General features: G+C 60.6%; 12 protein-coding genes and 1 pseudogene. 8 read left to right on the top strand and 5 right to left on the bottom strand.

The window, feature by feature from the left end; translation table 11 throughout:
• Window positions 1–122: 122 nt before the first annotated feature.
• From ACILSI_RS21170 to ACILSI_RS21140, 7 genes and pseudogenes are all read left to right on the top strand, one after another.
• Entirely contained in the window at window positions 123–464 is a 342-nt protein-coding gene (locus tag ACILSI_RS21170; protein ID WP_395723910.1) for a restriction endonuclease subunit S, read from the top strand.
• A 47-nt stretch (window positions 465–511) separates the two neighbouring features.
• Complete coding sequence (locus ACILSI_RS21165) at window positions 512–808, top strand: type II toxin-antitoxin system RelE/ParE family toxin (RefSeq protein WP_395723909.1); 297 nt, start codon at window positions 512–514, stop codon at window positions 806–808.
• Window positions 809–839: 31 nt separating this feature from the next.
• Complete coding sequence (locus ACILSI_RS21160) at window positions 840–1,922, top strand: HigA family addiction module antitoxin (RefSeq protein ID WP_395723908.1); 1,083 nt, start codon at window positions 840–842, stop codon at window positions 1,920–1,922.
• 2 nt (window positions 1,923–1,924) lie between these two features.
• A pseudogene (locus ACILSI_RS21155) lies at window positions 1,925–2,659 on the top strand (Fic family protein); the annotation flags it as partial.
• Between the two features lie 343 nt (window positions 2,660–3,002).
• Complete coding sequence (locus ACILSI_RS21150; protein ID WP_395723907.1) at window positions 3,003–3,782, top strand: DUF3800 domain-containing protein; 780 nt, start codon at window positions 3,003–3,005, stop codon at window positions 3,780–3,782.
• A 37-nt stretch (window positions 3,783–3,819) separates the two neighbouring features.
• Window positions 3,820–7,089: a type I restriction endonuclease subunit R gene (locus tag ACILSI_RS21145; RefSeq protein WP_395723906.1), complete on the top strand. Its 3,270-nt coding sequence runs from the start codon at window positions 3,820–3,822 to the stop codon at window positions 7,087–7,089.
• Window positions 7,082–7,783: a M48 family metallopeptidase gene (locus ACILSI_RS21140; protein WP_395723905.1), complete on the top strand. Its 702-nt coding sequence runs from the start codon at window positions 7,082–7,084 to the stop codon at window positions 7,781–7,783. Before ACILSI_RS21145 ends, ACILSI_RS21140 begins: the two co-directional genes overlap by 8 nt.
• 150 nt (window positions 7,784–7,933) lie before the next feature.
• On the opposite strand, the gene ACILSI_RS21135 is transcribed toward ACILSI_RS21140, so the two are convergent.
• Window positions 7,934–9,232 carry a DUF1501 domain-containing protein gene (locus ACILSI_RS21135; protein ID WP_395723904.1) on the bottom strand — a complete coding sequence of 433 codons (1,299 nt, stop codon included), beginning with the start codon at window positions 9,230–9,232 and terminating at the stop codon, window positions 7,934–7,936.
• A 24-nt stretch (window positions 9,233–9,256) separates the two neighbouring features.
• On the bottom strand, window positions 9,257–11,434 hold the full coding sequence (locus ACILSI_RS21130) for a DUF1549 domain-containing protein (RefSeq protein ID WP_395723903.1): 2,178 nt from the start codon (window positions 11,432–11,434) through the stop codon (window positions 9,257–9,259).
• A 120-nt stretch (window positions 11,435–11,554) separates the two neighbouring features.
• On the opposite strand from ACILSI_RS21130, the gene ACILSI_RS21125 reads away from it, so the two are divergent.
• Window positions 11,555–14,299, top strand: a complete 2,745-nt coding sequence (locus ACILSI_RS21125; protein ID WP_395723902.1) for a zinc-dependent metalloprotease — start codon at window positions 11,555–11,557, stop codon at window positions 14,297–14,299.
• 12 nt (window positions 14,300–14,311) lie between these two features.
• On the opposite strand, the gene ACILSI_RS21120 is transcribed toward ACILSI_RS21125, so the two are convergent.
• The 3 genes from ACILSI_RS21120 to ACILSI_RS21110 all read right to left on the bottom strand — a co-directional run bounded on the left by ACILSI_RS21120 (window position 14,312) and on the right by ACILSI_RS21110 (window position 18,499).
• A complete protein-coding gene (locus ACILSI_RS21120; RefSeq protein WP_395723901.1) occupies window positions 14,312–14,716 on the bottom strand; it encodes an RNA-binding S4 domain-containing protein in 405 nt (134 codons plus the stop codon).
• A 12-nt stretch (window positions 14,717–14,728) separates the two neighbouring features.
• Complete coding sequence (locus ACILSI_RS21115) at window positions 14,729–17,068, bottom strand: DUF1592 domain-containing protein (protein ID WP_395723900.1); 2,340 nt, start codon at window positions 17,066–17,068, stop codon at window positions 14,729–14,731.
• A 78-nt stretch (window positions 17,069–17,146) separates the two neighbouring features.
• Window positions 17,147–18,499 carry a Gfo/Idh/MocA family protein gene (locus ACILSI_RS21110; RefSeq protein ID WP_395723899.1) on the bottom strand — a complete coding sequence of 451 codons (1,353 nt, stop codon included), beginning with the start codon at window positions 18,497–18,499 and terminating at the stop codon, window positions 17,147–17,149.
• Between the last annotated feature and the right edge of the window lie 10 nt (window positions 18,500–18,509).

Below are 18,509 nucleotides of genomic sequence, written 5' to 3'. Positions count from 1 at the left end.
CTGCGGGGTATGGGACGCGCTGGTGGTATGGTTCGGCAAGAAAGCCAGGGGCGTGCTGCGGCATGTCGATGGCAGCTACATCAAGCTCCATCAACACGGCCTCCAGGGTGCGGAGACGGGGCGTGAGTCCCATCTACACCGTCTTCAAGACCACCGAGGCCGTGGACGACAGCTACCTCTTCCGCGTGCTGAAGAGCCCGTTGCTGATTCACTTCTACCAGATCAACACCAGCGCCTCCGTGGATCGACGCGGCAGCCTCCGCTACGACGAGTTCTCCCGCATCCACATCTGGCTCCCCAGCAAAGAAGAGCAAAAGGCCATCGCCCAAGTCTTCGACACCGCCGACCAGCAACTCACCCTCCTCCGCACCCAACGCACCGCCCTCGACCAGCAAAAGCGCGGCCTGATGCAGCGCCTGCTGACGGGGAAACTGCGAGTGAAGACAACGCAAACAACCACTTGACCTCAAGCCCATTTCACCCCAAGGGTGAAATGTGAAAATCAGCCCGGATGAGATTCACCTTCAAAACACGCAAGCTACTCCAGCTCTACGAGGAGGACAAAGGTGCCGCCAAGTATGACGCGGGAGCAGCGGCCGCGTTTTTTGAAGTCATGGCAATCATCGACAGTGCGCCTGACGAACGCACTCTCTACGGACTGAAGTCGCTGCACTTCGAGAAGCTCAAGGGAAAGCGCAAACACGAGCGCTCCCTGCGGCTGAACAAGCAGTGGCGTCTGATCGTGGAGATCCTCAGCGATGCGGAAGGCAACTTCCTGCTGATCAAGGACATCGAAGACTATCACTGAACCGGACAACAACAAGACAGGAGAACAACCCATGCACAAGCCAACGAAAGGCCCGGCACGCGCAGTGCCACCCGGCCAACTCATTCAGCGCGAGCTGGATGGGCGCGGCTGGACGCAGAATGACCTCGCGGAGGTCATGGGCCGCCCAGCCCAAGTCATCAGCGAAATCATCACCGGCAAGAAGCAGATCACGGCGGAGACCGCCATTGAACTCGGCGAAGCCTTCGGCGTGGACGCCGCCTTCTGGTCCACGCTGCAATCGAACTACAACCTGCATCTGGCCAGGCAGCAAAAGTCCGCGCACGACGTGGCACGGCGCAGCCAGCTCCACAGCGCCACGCCGCTCCTTGAACTGATCAAACGTGGCTGGCTGGGCATTACGCGAAAATCGCCCATCGATGAACAAGAGTCTGCCGTGTGCGCCTTCCTGGGTATCAGCTCCATCGGCGCCCGTGCTGAACTGAGCATCAGCTTCCGCTCCTCCGAGCATCGGGGACCAGACTGGTCCGCCAAAGTGGCCTGGGCCAAGAGGGTGGAGCACCTGGCCGGTCCGCTGGTGAAAAAGCTGCCCAAATACAGCAAGGCCGCGCTGGAGAAGGCCATTCCCAAATTGTTGAAACTGGCGACCACTGAAGCCGGCGTGGCGCAGGTCCCGGGATTCCTGGCAAAACTGGGCATCGGTTTCCTGGTGCTGCCACATCTGCCGAAGACCTATCTGGACGGAGCCATCCTGCCGGTGCACGGCCATCCGGTGGTCGCCATGTCGTTGCGGTATGATCGCATCGACAACTTCTGGTTCACCCTGCTGCACGAACTGGCCCACTGCCTGAGAGGTGACTATGTATTCATTGAGCAGAACGGAGAAGACGAGGACGGGGCGGATGCCCAGGCCACGTCGTGGCTGATACCGGAAGCAGCCTTCAAAGCGTTTGTGAAGTCCGCCGCACCGGAGTTCGCCATGAGCCAGATCGAAACATTTGCGGCTGAGATGGAAAGGCATCCTGGCATTGTGATCGGGCAACTTCAGCGGCGGGTGCCTGATTTTGGCTATGCCAAAGGCCGGAACGCCCTTGTGAAGATCAGGAGGCAGCTGGCCCCCAACTCCCATTCCTGATCGTGCACTCCTTCCCCGACATCGACCGCCTCAAGGCCACGCTCGACCAGCATCGTCCGCTGGACTGGGCCATCGTGCGCAATCTGCGGGAAGACCTCATCGTGCGCTGGACCTACCATTCCAATGCCATTGAGGGCAACACGCTCACCCTTCAGGAAACCAAGGTGGCGCTAGAGGGCATCACCATCGGCGGGAAGTCCATCCGCGAGCATCTGGAAGCCGTGAACCACAAGAACGCCATCCTGCTGCTGGAAGACCTCGTGCAGAAGAACGAGCCGCTGACGGAGTGGACGATCAAATCCCTGCACCAGCTCATCCTCAAAGGCATTGATGACGACAACGCGGGCCGCTACCGCACCGTGAACGTGCGTATCTCCGGCGCGGAGCATCTGCCACCGGATCAAGTCCTGATCCCCGAGCTGATGGAGAACTTCATCACCTGGTATCAAACCGAGGCGATGGCCCTGCATCCCGTCGAACGCGCCGCCCGTGTGCACAGCGACTTCGTCAAAATCCATCCCTTCGTCGATGGCAATGGCCGCACCTCACGCCTGCTCATGAACCTGGAGCTCATGAAGGCCGGTTACCCACCTGCGGTGCTGCCCGTGGATGTGCGACTGGCCTATTACACCTTCCTGGAAGAGGCTCATGTCCGCGAAAACCCTGAGCCTTTCATCTGGCAGATCAGTCGCATCGTGAAGGAAGGCTTCCGCCCCTATTTCCATGCGCTGGGGCTGCCATGGGACGAAACGCCCGAGTCGATGACCCCCGAGTTGCTCGAACAGCTCAAAGTCTCGAACCCTGCTTCCTTGGATCACCACCGGAAGAACGCCTGAACGCCATGATTCAGTTCTTTCCACAACCTCCTGCGCGCCCAGCGATGCGTCCTCGACGCGCTAAAGCTTGGCTTGGTCCAGCGGCTGCTGACGGGCAAGCCACCGGTGAAGATCAAAGAAGGAAATGTGAGATTGAAAGGAGACGGTTCATGTTGAATTGTCTCCACAACACGCCCGCCACGCCTCTCCACGATGCGCAACTTGGCGGGTATTTTGTTTCCAACTCGAGCGAAGGAGGATGGCGATGAAGACACTCTATCTGGACGAGTCCGGCGATCACAACCTTGAGGTCATTGATCCCCAGTATCCCGTCTTTGTCCTGGGTGGCGTGGTCATGGATGACGACTATGTGCAAGAGGTGGCGCAGCCGCGCATGGATGCGTTTAAGCAATCACTGTTCGGCACCTCAGCCCTGGTGATGCACACGGCTGACATCACACGGAACCGGAACGGCTTTGAAAAGCTGAAGGACCGGTCTTTCCGTCAGCGGTTCTACGAGGGACTGAACGAGCTGATCGAAGGCCTAGACTTCAAGGTCATCGCCTGCGGGATTCACAAGACGACGCATCTGAGTCGCTACGGTCCTGCGGCGCTCGACCCTTACTTTCTAAGCTTGAATGTGGTGGTGGAGCGATTCTGCTTTGATCTAGGAAAGGTGAAGGACGGTGGCTGGATCGTTGCGGAAAAGCGCGGGCCGGAACTGGACCGGGAGATGGATCTGGCATGGCTCAACCTGAAGGTACAGGGCACCAAGTTCATGCAGGCATCGTGGATCGATGATCGCATCAGCGGCCTGCGGCTTCGCGGGAAGGATGCAGGGTTGGTCGGTCTCGAAATCGCGGACCTCATTGTGACGCCCATCGGCAGGCACCTGCTCGGCAAGGAACCCAAGGAAGACTTCCGTATTGTGGAGCAAAAGTTCCGCCGCAATCCGCACGGGAGCTATCAGGGCTGGGGGCTTGTCGTCCTCCCCAAAGAAGAAGGCCAGCCCCCGCTACGCAGTGACCAGCCACACGCTAAGTAGAACCCACAAGCTTTGGTTTGCAACCCATTCTTTTTTAATGCCCCCCTCCTTCCAAGAAGCCCCCATCAGCCAGATTCCCGCGCTGCGGCTGCTCCAGCAGCTCGGTTACACCTACCTGACGCCGGAGGAATGCGCGGTGGAGCGGAAAGGCAAGTTTGGCCGAGTGATCCTCGAAAACGTGCTGGCCGGGCAACTCAAACGCCTGAACAAGATCAGCTTCAAAGGCCGGGAACTGCCTTTCACGGACGAGAACATCGCCAAAGGCATCGAAGCGCTGAGGGACATCCCTTTTGAAGGCCTCGTGCGCACCAGCGAGAAGGTCTATGATTTGCTCACGCTGGGCAAAAGCCTGGACCAGACCATCGACACAGAAACCAAAGGTTTCACGCTGCGCTACATCGACTGGCAGAACCCGCGCAATAACGTCTTCCACGTCACGGCGGAGTTTGAGGTGGAGCGCACCGGCAGCAAGGAGACGCGCAGGCCGGACATCGTGTGCTTTGTGAACGGCATCCCCTTTGTCGTGATCGAGTGCAAGCGACCGGATGCCAAGGACTCGCTGGAGGAAGCGATGAACCAGAACATCCGCAACTGGCAGCCGGAGGAGATCCCGCAACTCTTCCTCTACAGCCAACTGGCGCTGGCGCTGAACAAGAACGACGGCAGCTACGCCACCACGGGCACCTCCCTCAAATTCTGGGCGAAGTGGAAGGAGATGCAGGACGTGACCGCGCAGGTGCGGCAGGTGGTGAACACCCAACTGCGACCTGAGGAGCACGCGAAGCTCTTCCGTGGTGTCTTTGCCTTCGCCAAGGCGGACTTTGAAGAACAGATGATGCACGAACGGGAACCGACGGAGCAGGACAAACTGCTGTGGTCCCTCTGCCGCCCGGAGCGGCTAATCGAACTCGCCCGGCAGTTCATCCTCTACGACGAGGGCGGCGCGGTGAAGAAGGTGGCCCGCTACCAGCAGTACTTTGCCATCAAGGCCACGCTGGACCGCGTGAAGCAGCGGGATGTGCAGGGCCGCCGCAAGGGCGGAGTCATCTGGCAGACGCAAGGCAGCGGCAAATCGCTAGCCATGGTGCTGCTGGGCAAGGCGCTAGCGATGGATGAAGGCATCCCCAACCCGCGCATCGTCATCGTGACGGACCGCATCGACCTCGATGAGCAGATCACCAAGACCTTCCACCAATGCGGCAAAGACCCTCAGCAGGCCAAGACCGGGGCGCATCTCATCGAACTGCTGCGCGATGAACGCGTGGCCGTGATCACCACGGTGCTCTTCAAATTCGAGACGGCTGCCAAAGCCGCCCGTGAGCTGCATCGGCTGAAGGACGATCTCTTTGTCCTCGTGGATGAAAGCCACCGCAGCCAATACGGCGACGCGAACATCCAGATGCAGAAGGCACTGCCCAATGCCTGCTACATCGGCTTCACCGGCACGCCGCTGATGAAGAAGGAAAAGAGCACCGCGACGAAGTTTGGCGGTTTCATCGAACCCGCCTACACGATCCGCGATGCCGTGGACGACAACGCCGTGGTGCCGCTGCTCTATGAGGGCCGTCACATCGTGCAGCAGGTAAACCAAACACCCGTGGACACGATGTTTGAGGCCATGTGTGATGGCCTGACCAAAGAGCAGAAGGCCGACCTGAAACGCAAGTTCACCGCCCGTGACGAGCTGAACCGCCTGCACAGCCGCCTTTACCTGATCGCCTGGGATGTGAGCCAGCATTTCTCCAAGCAGTGGAAGGGCACAGGCTTCAAAGGCCAGCTTACCGCACCCGGCAAGAAGGAGGCGCTGCTGCTGAAGGGGTTCTTTGATCAATTTGGCAAAGTGAAGACGGAAGTCATCATCTCCGGCCCCGGTGAGATCGAGAACGCCGAGGAGCATCAAACCGCCGAGAAGGACGAGAGCGTGGAACTCTTCTGGAAGGCCATGATGGCGAAGTATGGCACCGAAAAGGAATACAACCGGCGCATCATTGATGCCTTCAAGAAGGGCGATGAGCCGGAAATTCTCATCGTGGTGGACAAGCTGCTCACCGGCTTTGATGCGCCACGCAACGTGGTGCTCTACATCGCCCGCAGCCTGAGCGGTCACACGCTGCTGCAAGCCATCGCCCGCGTGAACCGCCTGCACCCTGGCAAGGACTACGGTTACATCATTGATTACTACGGCGTAGTAGCCGAGTTGCATGACGCGCTGGAGCTTTACAGCAGCCTGGAAGGCAAGTTCGACGCGGAAGACCTCGAAGGCACGCTGACGAACATCGCCGACGAGATCAAGAAACTGCCCGCGCTGCATGATGTGCTATGGGACCTTTTCAAGGAAGTGAAGAACAAGAAGGACGAGGAGTCCTTTGAGCTGGCGCTGGAAAAGAAGGAGGTGCGCGAGGACTTCTACACCCGCCTCTGGCGCTTTTGCCGCGTGCTGAAGATGGCCTCCTCCAGCATCCACTGGGTCACCGCCACGCCCACCGAACAAGCCCAGCGCTACAAGACCGACGCGGCCTTCTTCCAGAAGCTCCGCGCCAGCGTGAAGCTGCGCTACGCCGAGGAGATCGACTACCGCGACTACGAGAAGCAGATCCAGAAGATGCTGAACACCTATGTGCAGGCCGACGAGGTGATCCAAGTGGTGGAACCGGTGAACATCTTCGAGCGCGAGGCCTTCGAGGCCGAGGTGGAGAAAGCCAAGTCTCCCCGCGCCAAGGCTGACACCATCGCCAACCGCACCAAGAAGACGATCACCGAAAAGATGGAGGAAGACCCGTTCTTCTACCGCAAGCTCTCCGCCCTGCTCCAGCAGGCCATCGACGACTACAAGGCCGAGCGCATCAGCGAAGCCGAGTATCTGGCCAAAGTGACCGACATCATGGAAGAGGTGCGCGGCGGCAATGTGAAGGATGTGCCCGAGGCGCTGCAAGCGAATGACTTTTCACGGGCGCTGTTTGGTGAACTCAAGACGCAGATTAATACCCAGCCCCCGGCCGATACCACCGAAGATGACGGCGTCCTCCGTGAAGACGGACCGGCCTACGGGGCCGATCTCCCGCCCCGCAAGCCCGCTGCCGACGAAGTTTTGGCCGAAGCCGCCTTCGAGATGGAGAAGATCATCCGCAAACACGCCGTGGTGCGCTGGCGGGAGAACGTGGATGCCCAGAACCGGATGAGGAACGACCTCGATGATTTCCTTTTCGATCTGCAAAAGCAGAAGGGCATCGTGCTGAGCTTTGTCCAGATGGATGCGATCATCGAAAACGTCATCCGCATCGCCATGCACCGCACCGACGATGTCTAGAACCGAGATCATCGACACTCCCGCCGGTCCGGCGCAGCTCAAACGCTCGAACCGCAAGACCCTGGCCATCAGCGTGCTACCCGATGGCACGCTCGAACTGGTGGCACCTCTCCACGCCCCACTCGAACTCATTCTCCCCCGCGTGGAGAAACGAGCCGCCTGGATACGTACCCAACGCCGCACTTTCCGCGAAATGAACGCCACACGGCCCACGCTGCGCTATGTGAACGGGGCCACTCATCACTACATGGGCCGTCAATACCGGCTCAAGCTCGCCAAAGGTGAGCCCGAACAGGTGGCGCTTCGGGGTGCTTATCTGCACGTCACGACCCCCAAGGGCGGTGAGATCGAGATCAAAGATGCCCTTGAAGGTTGGTATCGACGCCATGCTCAGGAGCAGTTCGAGAAGCGATTGATCCCGTGGATCGGCTGGTGCCAGCAGCGCAAGCTGCCCAAGCCCCGCTTCCGCCTGCGCTCCATGCCCAAACGCTGGGGCAGCGCCCTCAAAAGCGGCACCATCTACCTCAACCCCGAGCTTATCAAAGCGCCCTCCGCCTGCATCGACTACGTCATCACTCATGAAATCTGCCACCTCAAGCACCCCGACCACGGCCCGAAGTTCCGGGCTTTGTTGCAGCAGCTTTGCCCGGACTGGAAGCGACTGAAGGAGCGGCTGGAGCGGGCGGAGGGGTAGTGGCAAACTGAAGGGTGGGAACGAAGAGGGGCAGGAAAGAGGCAGGTGATGATCCGTGACAGCAGGCACATCTTCAGAACAGTCCCGCGCTGCGTAACCGGGCGGCCAGAGCGTGCTGCCGGGTCGTCAACTTGTCCCCCTTCCCCGCGATCAACCAAACAGGCTCGTGATGGGCTGTCCTTTGTCGGTGACGGTGAAGGGTCTCTTCGTGGAGGAGTAGAGCACCATGTCGAGCGGCAGGCCGAGGGCGTAGGCGATGGTGGCGTTGAAGTCGGGCACGCTGACTTTGTTTTCAGTGACTTCGATGCCTTTGTCGGTCTTGCCATACACCTGACCTCCGGCGATGCCACCGCCCCAGAGGACGGAGCTGAAGGCCTTGGGGTAATGGTCGCGGCCGTCGTTCTGATTGATCTTGGGCGTGCGGCCGAATTCGGAGGTGAGGACGACGAGCGTGTCATCCAGCAGGCCACGACGATCAAGATCGGCGAGGAGGGTACCGAGGGCTTGGTCGAGATCGGCAGCACGTTCCGGCAGACGGGCGTAGATGTCCTGGTGCATGTCCCAGCCACCGAGGGTGACTTCGACGAACTTCACGCCGTGTTCGATGAGCCGACGCGCGAGCATGCAGCCCTGTGCGAAAGAGCTGTCGCCATAGGCGGCGTGCGTCTCTTCGGATTCTTGGCTGAGGTCGAAGGCTGCGAGATCCTCGCTCTTCATGACCTTGATGGCGTCCTTATAGACCTCGGCGTAGGCTTTGACGCCGTTGTAGTTGTAGGCCTGGCGGAAACCTTGGTCGAGCTTGGCGGAGAGGCCGAGGCGGTAGTCGAAATCGCTCTCGCTAAGGCTGGCGGGCATGTGGCTGTTTTGCAGGCCTTTGGCGGGATCGTTGAGGATGAGCGGCTGGAAGGCGGCCTCGAAGAAGCCGCCGCCGGGGTGTTTGCTGTCGCTGGTGATGATGACGGAGCCAGGGAGGTCGGTGTTGCCCTTGCCCTGGAACTTTTGCAGCCACGCGCCCATCGTGGGATGCCGCGTGGCACCGCGCATGGTGTAGCTGGTGTGCTGGAAGTAATTCCCCTGAGCATGCGCTCCCTGCGTGGAGGTGAGTGAGTTGATGATGGCACCGCGATGCATCATCTTGGCGGTTTCAGGCAGGTACTCGCCGATCTGCACGCCATCGGCGGAGGTCTTGATGGCCTTGGTGCTGCCCATGGTGTCCGCGCCGGGCACGACACCGAAGGTGTCGAGGTGCGTCATGCCGCCGGACATGTACAAATAGATCACGCGCTTGGCGGTGGCGGCCTGTTTGGCTTTGGAAGCACCTTCAAACGGTGCGGCGAAGCCGCGTGGAGCCAGGGCGCTCATGACGGAAACGCCAAGGCAGGTCTTGGCGATGTTTTTGGCAAAGTCGCGGCGAGTTTGATCGTCGCAGGCGTTGAGGAGGTCTTTCATGGCGGTGGAAGTGTGGGGTTTGGCTTACTGCACGAACAGGAACTGCGACCCGGTGATCAGCGCGTGCGTGACATCCGCCACGGCCTTGTCTCCGCGCTCCTGGATGACGCCGTTGAGCACGCCTTGTTCAGCGGCGTTGGGGTGGCGGCCGAGGAGGGCCAGATAAAGCGTGTTGATCTTCTGTTCGGCCGATTCGGCCTTGGCGAGGTCTTGATTGAGCTTGGAAGCCGGGCTGCTGAGAATGTCGGCCACCGGCCCGTTGAGCAGGGTGAGCGCTTGTGGCACGGAGGCGTCGTCGCTGGCGTTCTGGATGAGTTCGCGGTCGCTCTGGCCGAAAGTGCGCAGGAAAGTGCCAGGACGCGCCGGGCTGGGCTGCTCGCTGGCGCGGGTGGCCAGACTGACGTCCTTGTTGCCGCTGCCGCCTTTTTTGTAGTTCTTCAAGAACTCACGGCGCTGCTCCTTGGTCATGCTGGCGAGCTGTTTGGGATCGATCTGCGGACGCTTGGTTTTTTCCGGCTGCTTGGCGTTGTAGCCCTGGCGCAGGTCTTTGGCGCGGTCCTCGCCGATGAGGGCGACGAGGAAGTCACGCTCAGTCTCCTTGCGGAGCTGCTGGGCCTGACGCGAGAGTTCCTTGGCCTCGGCGGCGGTGTCCCCTCCCTTGTCCTTCACCGCGGCGAGCTTCGCCTTCATCTCATCGAGCTTTGCCTGGTTCGCCGCGAGCTTGTCGGCGTTGGCCCGGGCGATTTCGATCAAACCGGCCGCGCCCTTGGCTTTGATGGTGCCGAGGAACATGGACAAATCGTCGAGATACTGGTGCAGGCGGGTGTTTTCCTCATCGACGGCGTCATCGACGTTGCCTTTGGACAGGGTGACAAAGGAGTCCCAGACCTGCTCCGCGCTCATGCGGCGGAGCACGGGGCCCGTGAAGTGGTAAGTCTCGCCAAGGGGCACTTCCTGCGTGGTGGCGGCACGCTGGTAGGTGTCGGTGTTGTAAAGCACGCGCAGGAAGGATTTGAGCGAGTATTCCTTCTCGATCATCAGCTCTCCGAGGTAGTCCATGAGCGCCGGATTGCTGGCTACGGTGCTGTCGGTCATTTCATCCACGGGTTCGATCAAACCGATGCCGAAGGCTTTCTTCCACATGCGGTTGGCGATCACCGTGGTGAAGCGCGGGTTCTCCGGGCTGGTCATCCAGTCGGCAAAGGCCTGCAAGGTGGTCTGTCCGGGCTTGGCGGCCGCCTCGTTGCCAAACATGACCTTGGCGGTGACTTTTTCACCGGGCTTGGCATCCGGGTATTTGTAATCAGCAGGCAGGGTGGGCAGCTTGCCTTCGTTCCACTCGGCGCTGGTGTAGCGCAGAGGCTTCATCACATCCTGCATGGCCTGTTTGACCTTCTGCATGTCCTCGCGGCTGACGCCGGCGGTGTCGGACTTGGCGGCATCCTTTTGCCCGGCCTGCATCTTCTTGATGTACTCGCGGCGCTCCTTCGGCGTCATGCTGGCGAGCAGCTTTTTGTCGAACTGCTGCTTGGGTTTCTCAGGCTTGAGGTTGAAGCCGTTCCCTTTCGTGTCCATGCCGTAGGTGAAGGCGGCCATGTGGTAGTAGTCCATCTGCGTCCACTTGTCGAAAGGGTGGTCATGGCACTGCGCGCAGACGATGCTGGTGCCCAGGAAGACCTGCACGGTGTAGGCGAGGTGGTCGAGCTTGTTCTCGTCACGCTGCCAGAAGCCGATGCTGCCGCTGTCCCACACGCCGCCGTCGGTGGTGAGAAGGTTCTTCACGAACTGATCATACGGGGTGTTCGCCTTGAGCTGTTTCTTGAGCCACTCCTCGTAAGCCTCGGCCGTGAGACGGCCTTTCACGTTGTCAGAGAGGCGCAGAATGTCCGCCCAGTAGTTGAACATGTGGCTGGTGTGGCCGTCGGAGGCCAGCAGCGTGTCGATGAGCTTGGCACGCTTCTGCGGATCGCTCGACTTCTGATAAGCCTGCGCCTCCTCGACGGTCGGGATGCGGCCTGTGATGTCGAGATAGAGGCGGCGGACGAGCACGTCGTCCGAGGCTGGCGGATTCGGCTTCACCCCGGCCTTTTCCCAGCCTTGGGCAAGAAGCTGGTCGATCTTCTGACTCTCAGGCAACATCGCCGCGTGAAGCGTGGCAGAGGTAAAAATCAGGCACACAAAAAGGAAGCAGGAGGCGTTCATAGGGGGCGGAAGGGGTGGTTCCAGGCGCGGAAACGCAAGGCCTGCACAATTCTTACCATGAAATGTGTGCGTGAAACGTTCCTACCCGTTATCATCTCCCATCAACCTCCCGCTCCAGCCATGCTGAACCGCTCATTCCTCGCCACCCTCACGTTCGCATTCACCCTCGCGAACCTACATGCTGCACCAGAGCCAAAACCGCAGCCCAAGCCGGAGCCTTCGAAGCCTGAACCGGCCAAACCGGAGCCGAAACGCGATCCGGCGAAACCAGAACCCAAGCCTGAACCTGCAAAACCGGAGCCAAAGCCGGAACCCGTGCCCGTTCCTGGCAAGCCAGCGCCGAACCCGCCGACTCCCGCTCCAGCCCAGCCGCCCGCCGCCGTTCAAACCCCGCAATCCCCTGCCCCGGCACCCGCCACGGCCGCGAAGCCTGCCGAGGACAACAAATCGAAGAAAAAATCCGTCGCCGACTTCACCAAGGGCTTCCAACGCCTCGACGGTCTCTTCCGCATGTACCTGGACACGGAGAAAGGCGCGCCTTGGCTCTACATCGCCAAAAGCCAGCTCGGCCCCGAGTTCATTTACTTCAATCACAGCGTCGATGGCCCCGTCGCCGCCGGACACAACCGCGGTCGCTACGGCGAGGAGACGATCTTTTCGCTGCGCAAAGTTTGGGACCGCGTCGAGTTCGTCGAAAAGAACACCTCGATCTATTTTGATCCGCAGAACCCGCTCGCCAAGGCGCGCAACGCCAACATCAGCCAGGCCATCCTCGCCAGCGAAAGCATCGTGGCCGAGGACGCGGACGGCGTGCTCGTGGCCGCCACGAATCTCTTCCTGCGCGAGACGCTGACGATGGTGAAGTTCGGGGGTGGTGAGCGTTCCCTGCTCGGTCGCCTCTCGGAACCGAAGACGAAGATCATGCGCATCAACGGCTACCCAAAGAACACCGCCGTCATCGCCGAGTACGTCTTTGAAAACCCCACGCCCTCTGGCAAGCACGACGAGGACATCACCGACGCGCGTTACATCACCGTGCAGGTGCAGCACACGCTCATCGCGATGCCGGAGAGCGATTTCAAACCGCGCCTCGACGATCAGCGCATCGGTTACTTCACCCACCAGATCACCGACATGACCAGCATCGACGCCGCGCCGTATCGCGATGTCATTCACCGCTGGAACCTCGTGAAGCAAAAGCCCGGCACTGCATTGAGCGAACCGGTGGAGCCCATCGTCTTCTGGATCGAAAACACCACGCCCGTCGAATTCCGCGACACCATCCGCACCGCCGTGCTCAAGTGGAACGAAGCGTTTGAAACCGCAGGCTTCAAAGACGCCGTCGTCGTCAAACAGCAGCCCGATGACGCCAAGTGGGATGCAGGCGACATCGAGCACAACGTCCTGCGCTGGACCAGCAGCGTGAACCCGCCCTTCGGCGGCTACGGCCCCAGCTTTGCCAATCCGCGCACCGGCCAGATCCTCGGCGCGGACATCATGCTGGAGTACAGCTACATCACGAAGCGCCTGCTCACGAAGAAGCTCTACGACGACCTCGGCCTCGCCACCGAGCAAAACGAAGGCGCGACCCGCCTCAATCCACACGCCTGCCTCGCCTGCAACTGCGCCCGCCAGGGCATCCAGCTCGGCCAGACGATGCTGCGCCTGCAAAAGAGCGACCGCATCGAGGTGGACCGCCTCATCAAAGAATCGCTCTACTACCTCGCGCTGCACGAGGTCGGCCACACGCTCGGTTTGAACCACAATTTCCGCTCCAGCCAGCTCCACGACACCGTGAACGTCCACAATGCCGAGATCACCGAGAAGGTCGGCCTCACCGGTTCCGTCATGGATTATCCGCCAGTGAACATCGCGCCCAAGGGCGTGAAGCAGGGACAGTATTTCACCACCAAACCCGGCCCGTATGACCACTGGGCCATCAACTTCGGCTACAGCGAATCCTTGGAAGATCCCGTCGAGGAACAGAAACGCCTCGAAGCCATCGCCAGCCAGTCGCACAAGCCGGAACTGGCCTTTGCCAACGACGCCGACGACATGCGCGCCACCGGCAAGGCCATCGACCCGCGCGCGATGCTCTTTGACATGAGCAGCGATCCCATCGCCTACGGCGAACAACGCTGCGAAATGGTAAAGACCGAGTTGAAGAACATCCTCAAAGACGTCGCCGATCCCGGCAAAAGCTGGCAGGAGGTCGCCCAGGCTTACGGCACGCTGACCAAGGACGCCAGCGGCTCGCTCACCGCGATCTCTCGTTATGTCGGCGGCGTCTATGTCGAGCGCGCCGTGCAAGGCCAGGCGCAGGGTGTCGCCCCCTTCAAACCTGTCGAGGCCGAGAAGCAACGCCGTGCGTTGCTGGCCATCTCCAAATACGCCTTCGCGCCCGATGCGATGGCCGCACCGCCGGAACTTTACGCGCACCTCCAGCAGCAGCGCCGCGGTTTCGATCATGGCGACGAGACCGAAGATCCAAAGCTGCACGACATGGTCTTCCGCATGCAGGCTTCCCTGCTCGCACACCTCCTGCATTCTCTGACGCTCCAGCGCCTCCAAGACAGCGCCCTCTATGGCAACGAAGTCACCGTCGATGAAGTCCTGTCCACGCTGACCACCGCCATCTGCACCGGCGACGATCCTGCGAAGCCCGTCAGCACGATGCGTCAGAATCTCCAACTCGATTACATCAACCGCCTGCTCGCCATCGCCCATACCGGCGGCCACTTCCATGCCACCCAGAGCAGCGCCCTGTTTCAAATCGAGCGCATCAAGGCGATGACCTTCGCCAACTCTCCCGCGCACCAGCTTGCGATCAAGTATCGCATCCGCCGTGCGCTGGATGAGAAGTGAGTCCGCCGCGTTTCAACTCCCCTGCTCTTCCCAGAACTTCCGCAGCTCACGCAGTTGTTTCTTGTCCGGCTTCGCGATCATCTCATGTGCGCGGGGCGAGACCAACTCGCGCTCCCGGCGCAGCTCGCTCGCTTTCTGATACCACTCCACCGGCGTCAGATCCTCGCAAAACGCCGCCACTCGCGGCGGTCCGAGCCGCTGCGCTGGAAACGCGATCACCTTCAAACGCAGACGCAGATCACCGCGCACGGCCTCCAGCACATCGCCCGGCTTCAATTCGCGCGACGCCTTTACCGTCTGGCCTCCCACCAGCACGTTGCCCTTCGCGCAAGCCTGCGTGGCAAGCGTCCGCGTCTTGAACACGCGCACATGATGCAGCCACTTGTCCGCTCTCTGGCTCAAAACAGGCTCGCTCATCGTCAACGCGGTTTACTTCCCCATGCCGTCCGCCGCCGCCACCAGCGCGATTTCGACCAGCAGTTTCTGAATGTGACAGCCTGAGGCAGCGAATGTCTTTTGGAGATCATCGAGCGCTTTGGGCCCATACGCCGTGGGTTCTTGCTTGATGAGATGATGGAAGAGATGGCGGATGAAGGCGCGATGGCCGCCAGGGTTGGCCGCGACGTAGTTCACGATGTCGCGCGCGCCTGTGAGCCGGACGAGCATGCCTTCATGCGTGGTGAATTCGCTCACGGCGTCCACGGGCTTGTTGTTGTCCTTGGTGCGCCAGCGGCCCACCGCGTCGAAATTCTCCAGGCTGAAGCCGAGCGGGTTGATCATGCTGTGGCAGCTCATGCAGGCGCCGCTGCGCGTCAGCTCGCTGATCTTCTCGCGCATGGTGAGCTTGGGGTTGAAATGGCTGTCCTCGAACACGACGGCTTTCTGCGGCGGCTTGAGCGACATGCCGACAATGTTGCGTGTCAAAAACACGCCGCGATGAATCGGCGACGACTGCTTTGTGTAGGCGAGTGCGGCGAGCAGATACGGATGCGTGACGACTCCCGCGCGCTGTTTCGGGTCAAAGCCCACACGCTGGAACTCGTCCCCTGTCACCGGATGGCCGTAAAATTTGCCAAGGCGCTCGTTCATCAAAAGATAATCGGCCTGGAGCAGCTCACGGTAGTCGGATTTCTCGCTCCACACGACCTCGTCGATGAATTGCAGCAGCGACTCGCGCAGATCGGCGATCAACTCGGGCGTGAAGTCAGGAAAGATTTTCGGATCCTTGCTGGCACCCTCGGCACGTTCGAGTTCGAGCCAGTGATGGAAGAAGCCATGCAGTTTGGCCTTCGTGCGCGGATCTGTCAGCATACGCTGCGCCTCTGCCTTGATTTGATCACGAGTCTTGAGTTTCCCGGACGCGGCCACCTGCGCGAGCTTTTTGTCAGGAACCGAATCCCAAAGCGTGAGGGCGAGACGCGAGGCAATCTCGAAGTCATCTGGCGTTTCGCCCTGCTGGAGGTTCGGATAAAGAAACTGCGGCGATTTCAGCGCGAGCAACACCACTCGCTTCACCGCCGTCTCAGGCGATTTGGAGCTCGCAAAGTGTGATTCGACGAAGAGCTGCTTCAAATCCTCGCTCAAAGGCCTGCGAAAAGCGGCCTCGACGAAGGTGTGGGCGAATTTGCGCAGTTTCTCGCCACGATCCGGCGCTCCCGCCTTGGTTTGCGCGAGTTCGCCGAGGTTTTCGACAACGTGCTCGGCGGTGGCAATGGCGGCATCGGTGACGGCTTGATCCCAGGCCTTTGAAATCGTCGTGCCGCGCGGATAACCGCCGCTGCTGTCATCGGCAGGAAACTCGGTGCTCACGATCATGAGTTCGCGCGGGCGCTCCGTGCGCATGGCATGCGCGGGGATGAGTTCCTTGATGCCATGCGGCGGCTTCCACCACAGCTCGATGGACGCGGACTTCTCTTTGAATTTGAAATGCTCCAGCCTCAGATAGTAAGCGCGTCCGCCGACGAGGTAGATGCTCTTCTTTTCCTCCCGCACCTGCGGTCCGGCGCTCACCCAGCCGTCGATGAGCGCATCGCCCTCGGCAGTGTCATTGATCCAGAGGCGGAAGCCGTTCTCCGACTTCACGGCAAACTCATACACGCCGGTCTCGCGGGCGACGACGCTCCCCTCGAATCGATTTTGAAACTGCTCGGCCTCCAGCACGGCTTTTTCCGGGCTGTCCGGTCCCCAATGAAAGGCAATGACCGGTTCGACCTTCTCGATGGTCTTGTTCGGACGCTTGGCCTGGATGCCGTTCTTCGGCGTCGTGTCCACGGCCTTCTCGCCGGGCTTCGGCAGCTCCACCCCACGATAAAAAGCCTTCAGCCCCTGCTCGGCATTGATCGGACGGTCAAAGCCCGGTCCCATGCGAAAGCGGCCGATCACATCCATCACGCTGTTGCGGAACTGCTCGATGGTCAGGCGGATCAGCTCCTTCTTCGGCGGATTCAGCCGTGCTTGCGCCGCTGGCGAGTAAAACGCATCGTGCATGTAGGCTGCGACGAGCTGGGCATCCTCCGCAGTCGTCTTTTCTGGATCATCCTCCGGCATCGTTCGGTCGATATACTTTGCTAGGGCCTCAATCGACTTCTCACCGGTCAGCGGTTCGTCATATTCATCCTCCACGCCCTGCCCGCGATCACCGTGACACTCAGCGCAGAGCTTTTTATAAACGATCGCACCAGGATGCTCCGTCGGCGCGGCCAGCGCGCACGTCGTGAACAACCACAGCACCGGCAGTGGAAAACAAATCTGGGGGAATGGGGCAGCCATGAGGGGGGATTAAAGTGGCTAGAAAACATAACCCCTGCCACCACAGACCTCTTTCACGCAATCATTTCGCCGGGAGGATCACAAGCTCCACCCCGCGCGATACTCCGGCGTCAGCAGTGCCGTCGCCTCAGCGTCGTTGGTGAATTGCATCGCGGCATTGTCCCACTCCAGTCGCGTGCCGCTGCGGCGCACAGCGATCATGCCGAGCAGGCCGATCTCGCTCAAGGAGCCGCCGTATTCAAAGCTGGAGCCAGCGGGGCGGTTCTCGCGAATAGCGTTGAGCCAGTCGTGCTGGTGATTGCCTTTCGGCACGCGCGTAATCGTCTTCTCCGGCATTTTGAAGTCCTTCATGCTCGCCTCCGGGATCAAGCGCACACCGCCAGCGCCGTGCGAGCCGTGCATGATCTTGCCTTTGTCGCCGATCACCACCGCGCCGATGCCGACGACCTTGCGATTGTCCTGCTTCAATTCCTCAGGCTGCGGGATGCCGAACTCGCCGTCGTGCCAGATCAGCTTCACCGGACCGCGATTCCCCTTCGCCGGGAACTCAAAGGTGATCCGCGTGCCCTTCGGATAAAACGCCGCGTGCTTCACCGGATCGTAATCCTTCGTTTCCGCCGTGACGGCCGTGGGCATGCCGAGATCCAGCGCCCAGAACGACGGATCGACGACATGACAGATCCAGTCGCCGATGCAGCCGCTGCCATACGCCGAAAAGCCGCGCCAGCTAAACGGCACATACGCCGGATGAAACGCCTGCGTCTTCACCGGTCCCTGCCACAGATCCCAGTCGAGACCCTGTGGCACGTCGTGCTTCTCCGCTTGGATCGCCTGCTGCTTGCCGATCTGGCAATACACCTCGCGGAAAGCATCGCAGCCCGCGTGAATCTCCGACACGTTGCCGATGGCTCCCGACTGCACCATTTCGACGAAAAGCCGGATGCTGTCCGACGAATGTCCCTGATTGCCCACCTGCGTGATCACTTTCTTCTCCAGCGCCGCCTTCCGCATCGCCCGCACTTCGGCGACGGTATGCGCCAGGGGCTTCTCACAATACACATGTTTTCCGTGACCGATGGCGGCCAGCACAGCGACTGCATGCGTGTGATCCGGTGTCGCGACGAGCACGGCGTCGATCTCGTTGTTCATCGCGTCGAACATTTTTCGAAAATCCGTGAAGCGCTTCGCGTTCGGGAACTTTTTAAAGCTTCCTGCCGCGCTGCGTTCATCGACATCACACAGCGCCACGATGTCCTCGCCCGCCATGTCGCCCAAATCGGCTGCACCACGTCCACCTACACCGATCGCGGCGATGCGGAGTTTGTTGGACGGCGTTTGAGCCCCGCTTTGAGCACGCACGACATGTGCGGGGACAAACTGGAAGCCAAAGGCAGTGGCGGCGGACGTGGAGATGAAGGAGCGGCGTTTCATGGTGGGATTA

Origin of the sequence: Prosthecobacter sp. (assembly GCF_044232965.1) — a bacterium.
In the GTDB taxonomy this organism is placed as follows: domain Bacteria; phylum Verrucomicrobiota; class Verrucomicrobiia; order Verrucomicrobiales; family Verrucomicrobiaceae; genus Prosthecobacter.
This window is presented reverse-complemented; position numbering and strand designations above follow the sequence as displayed.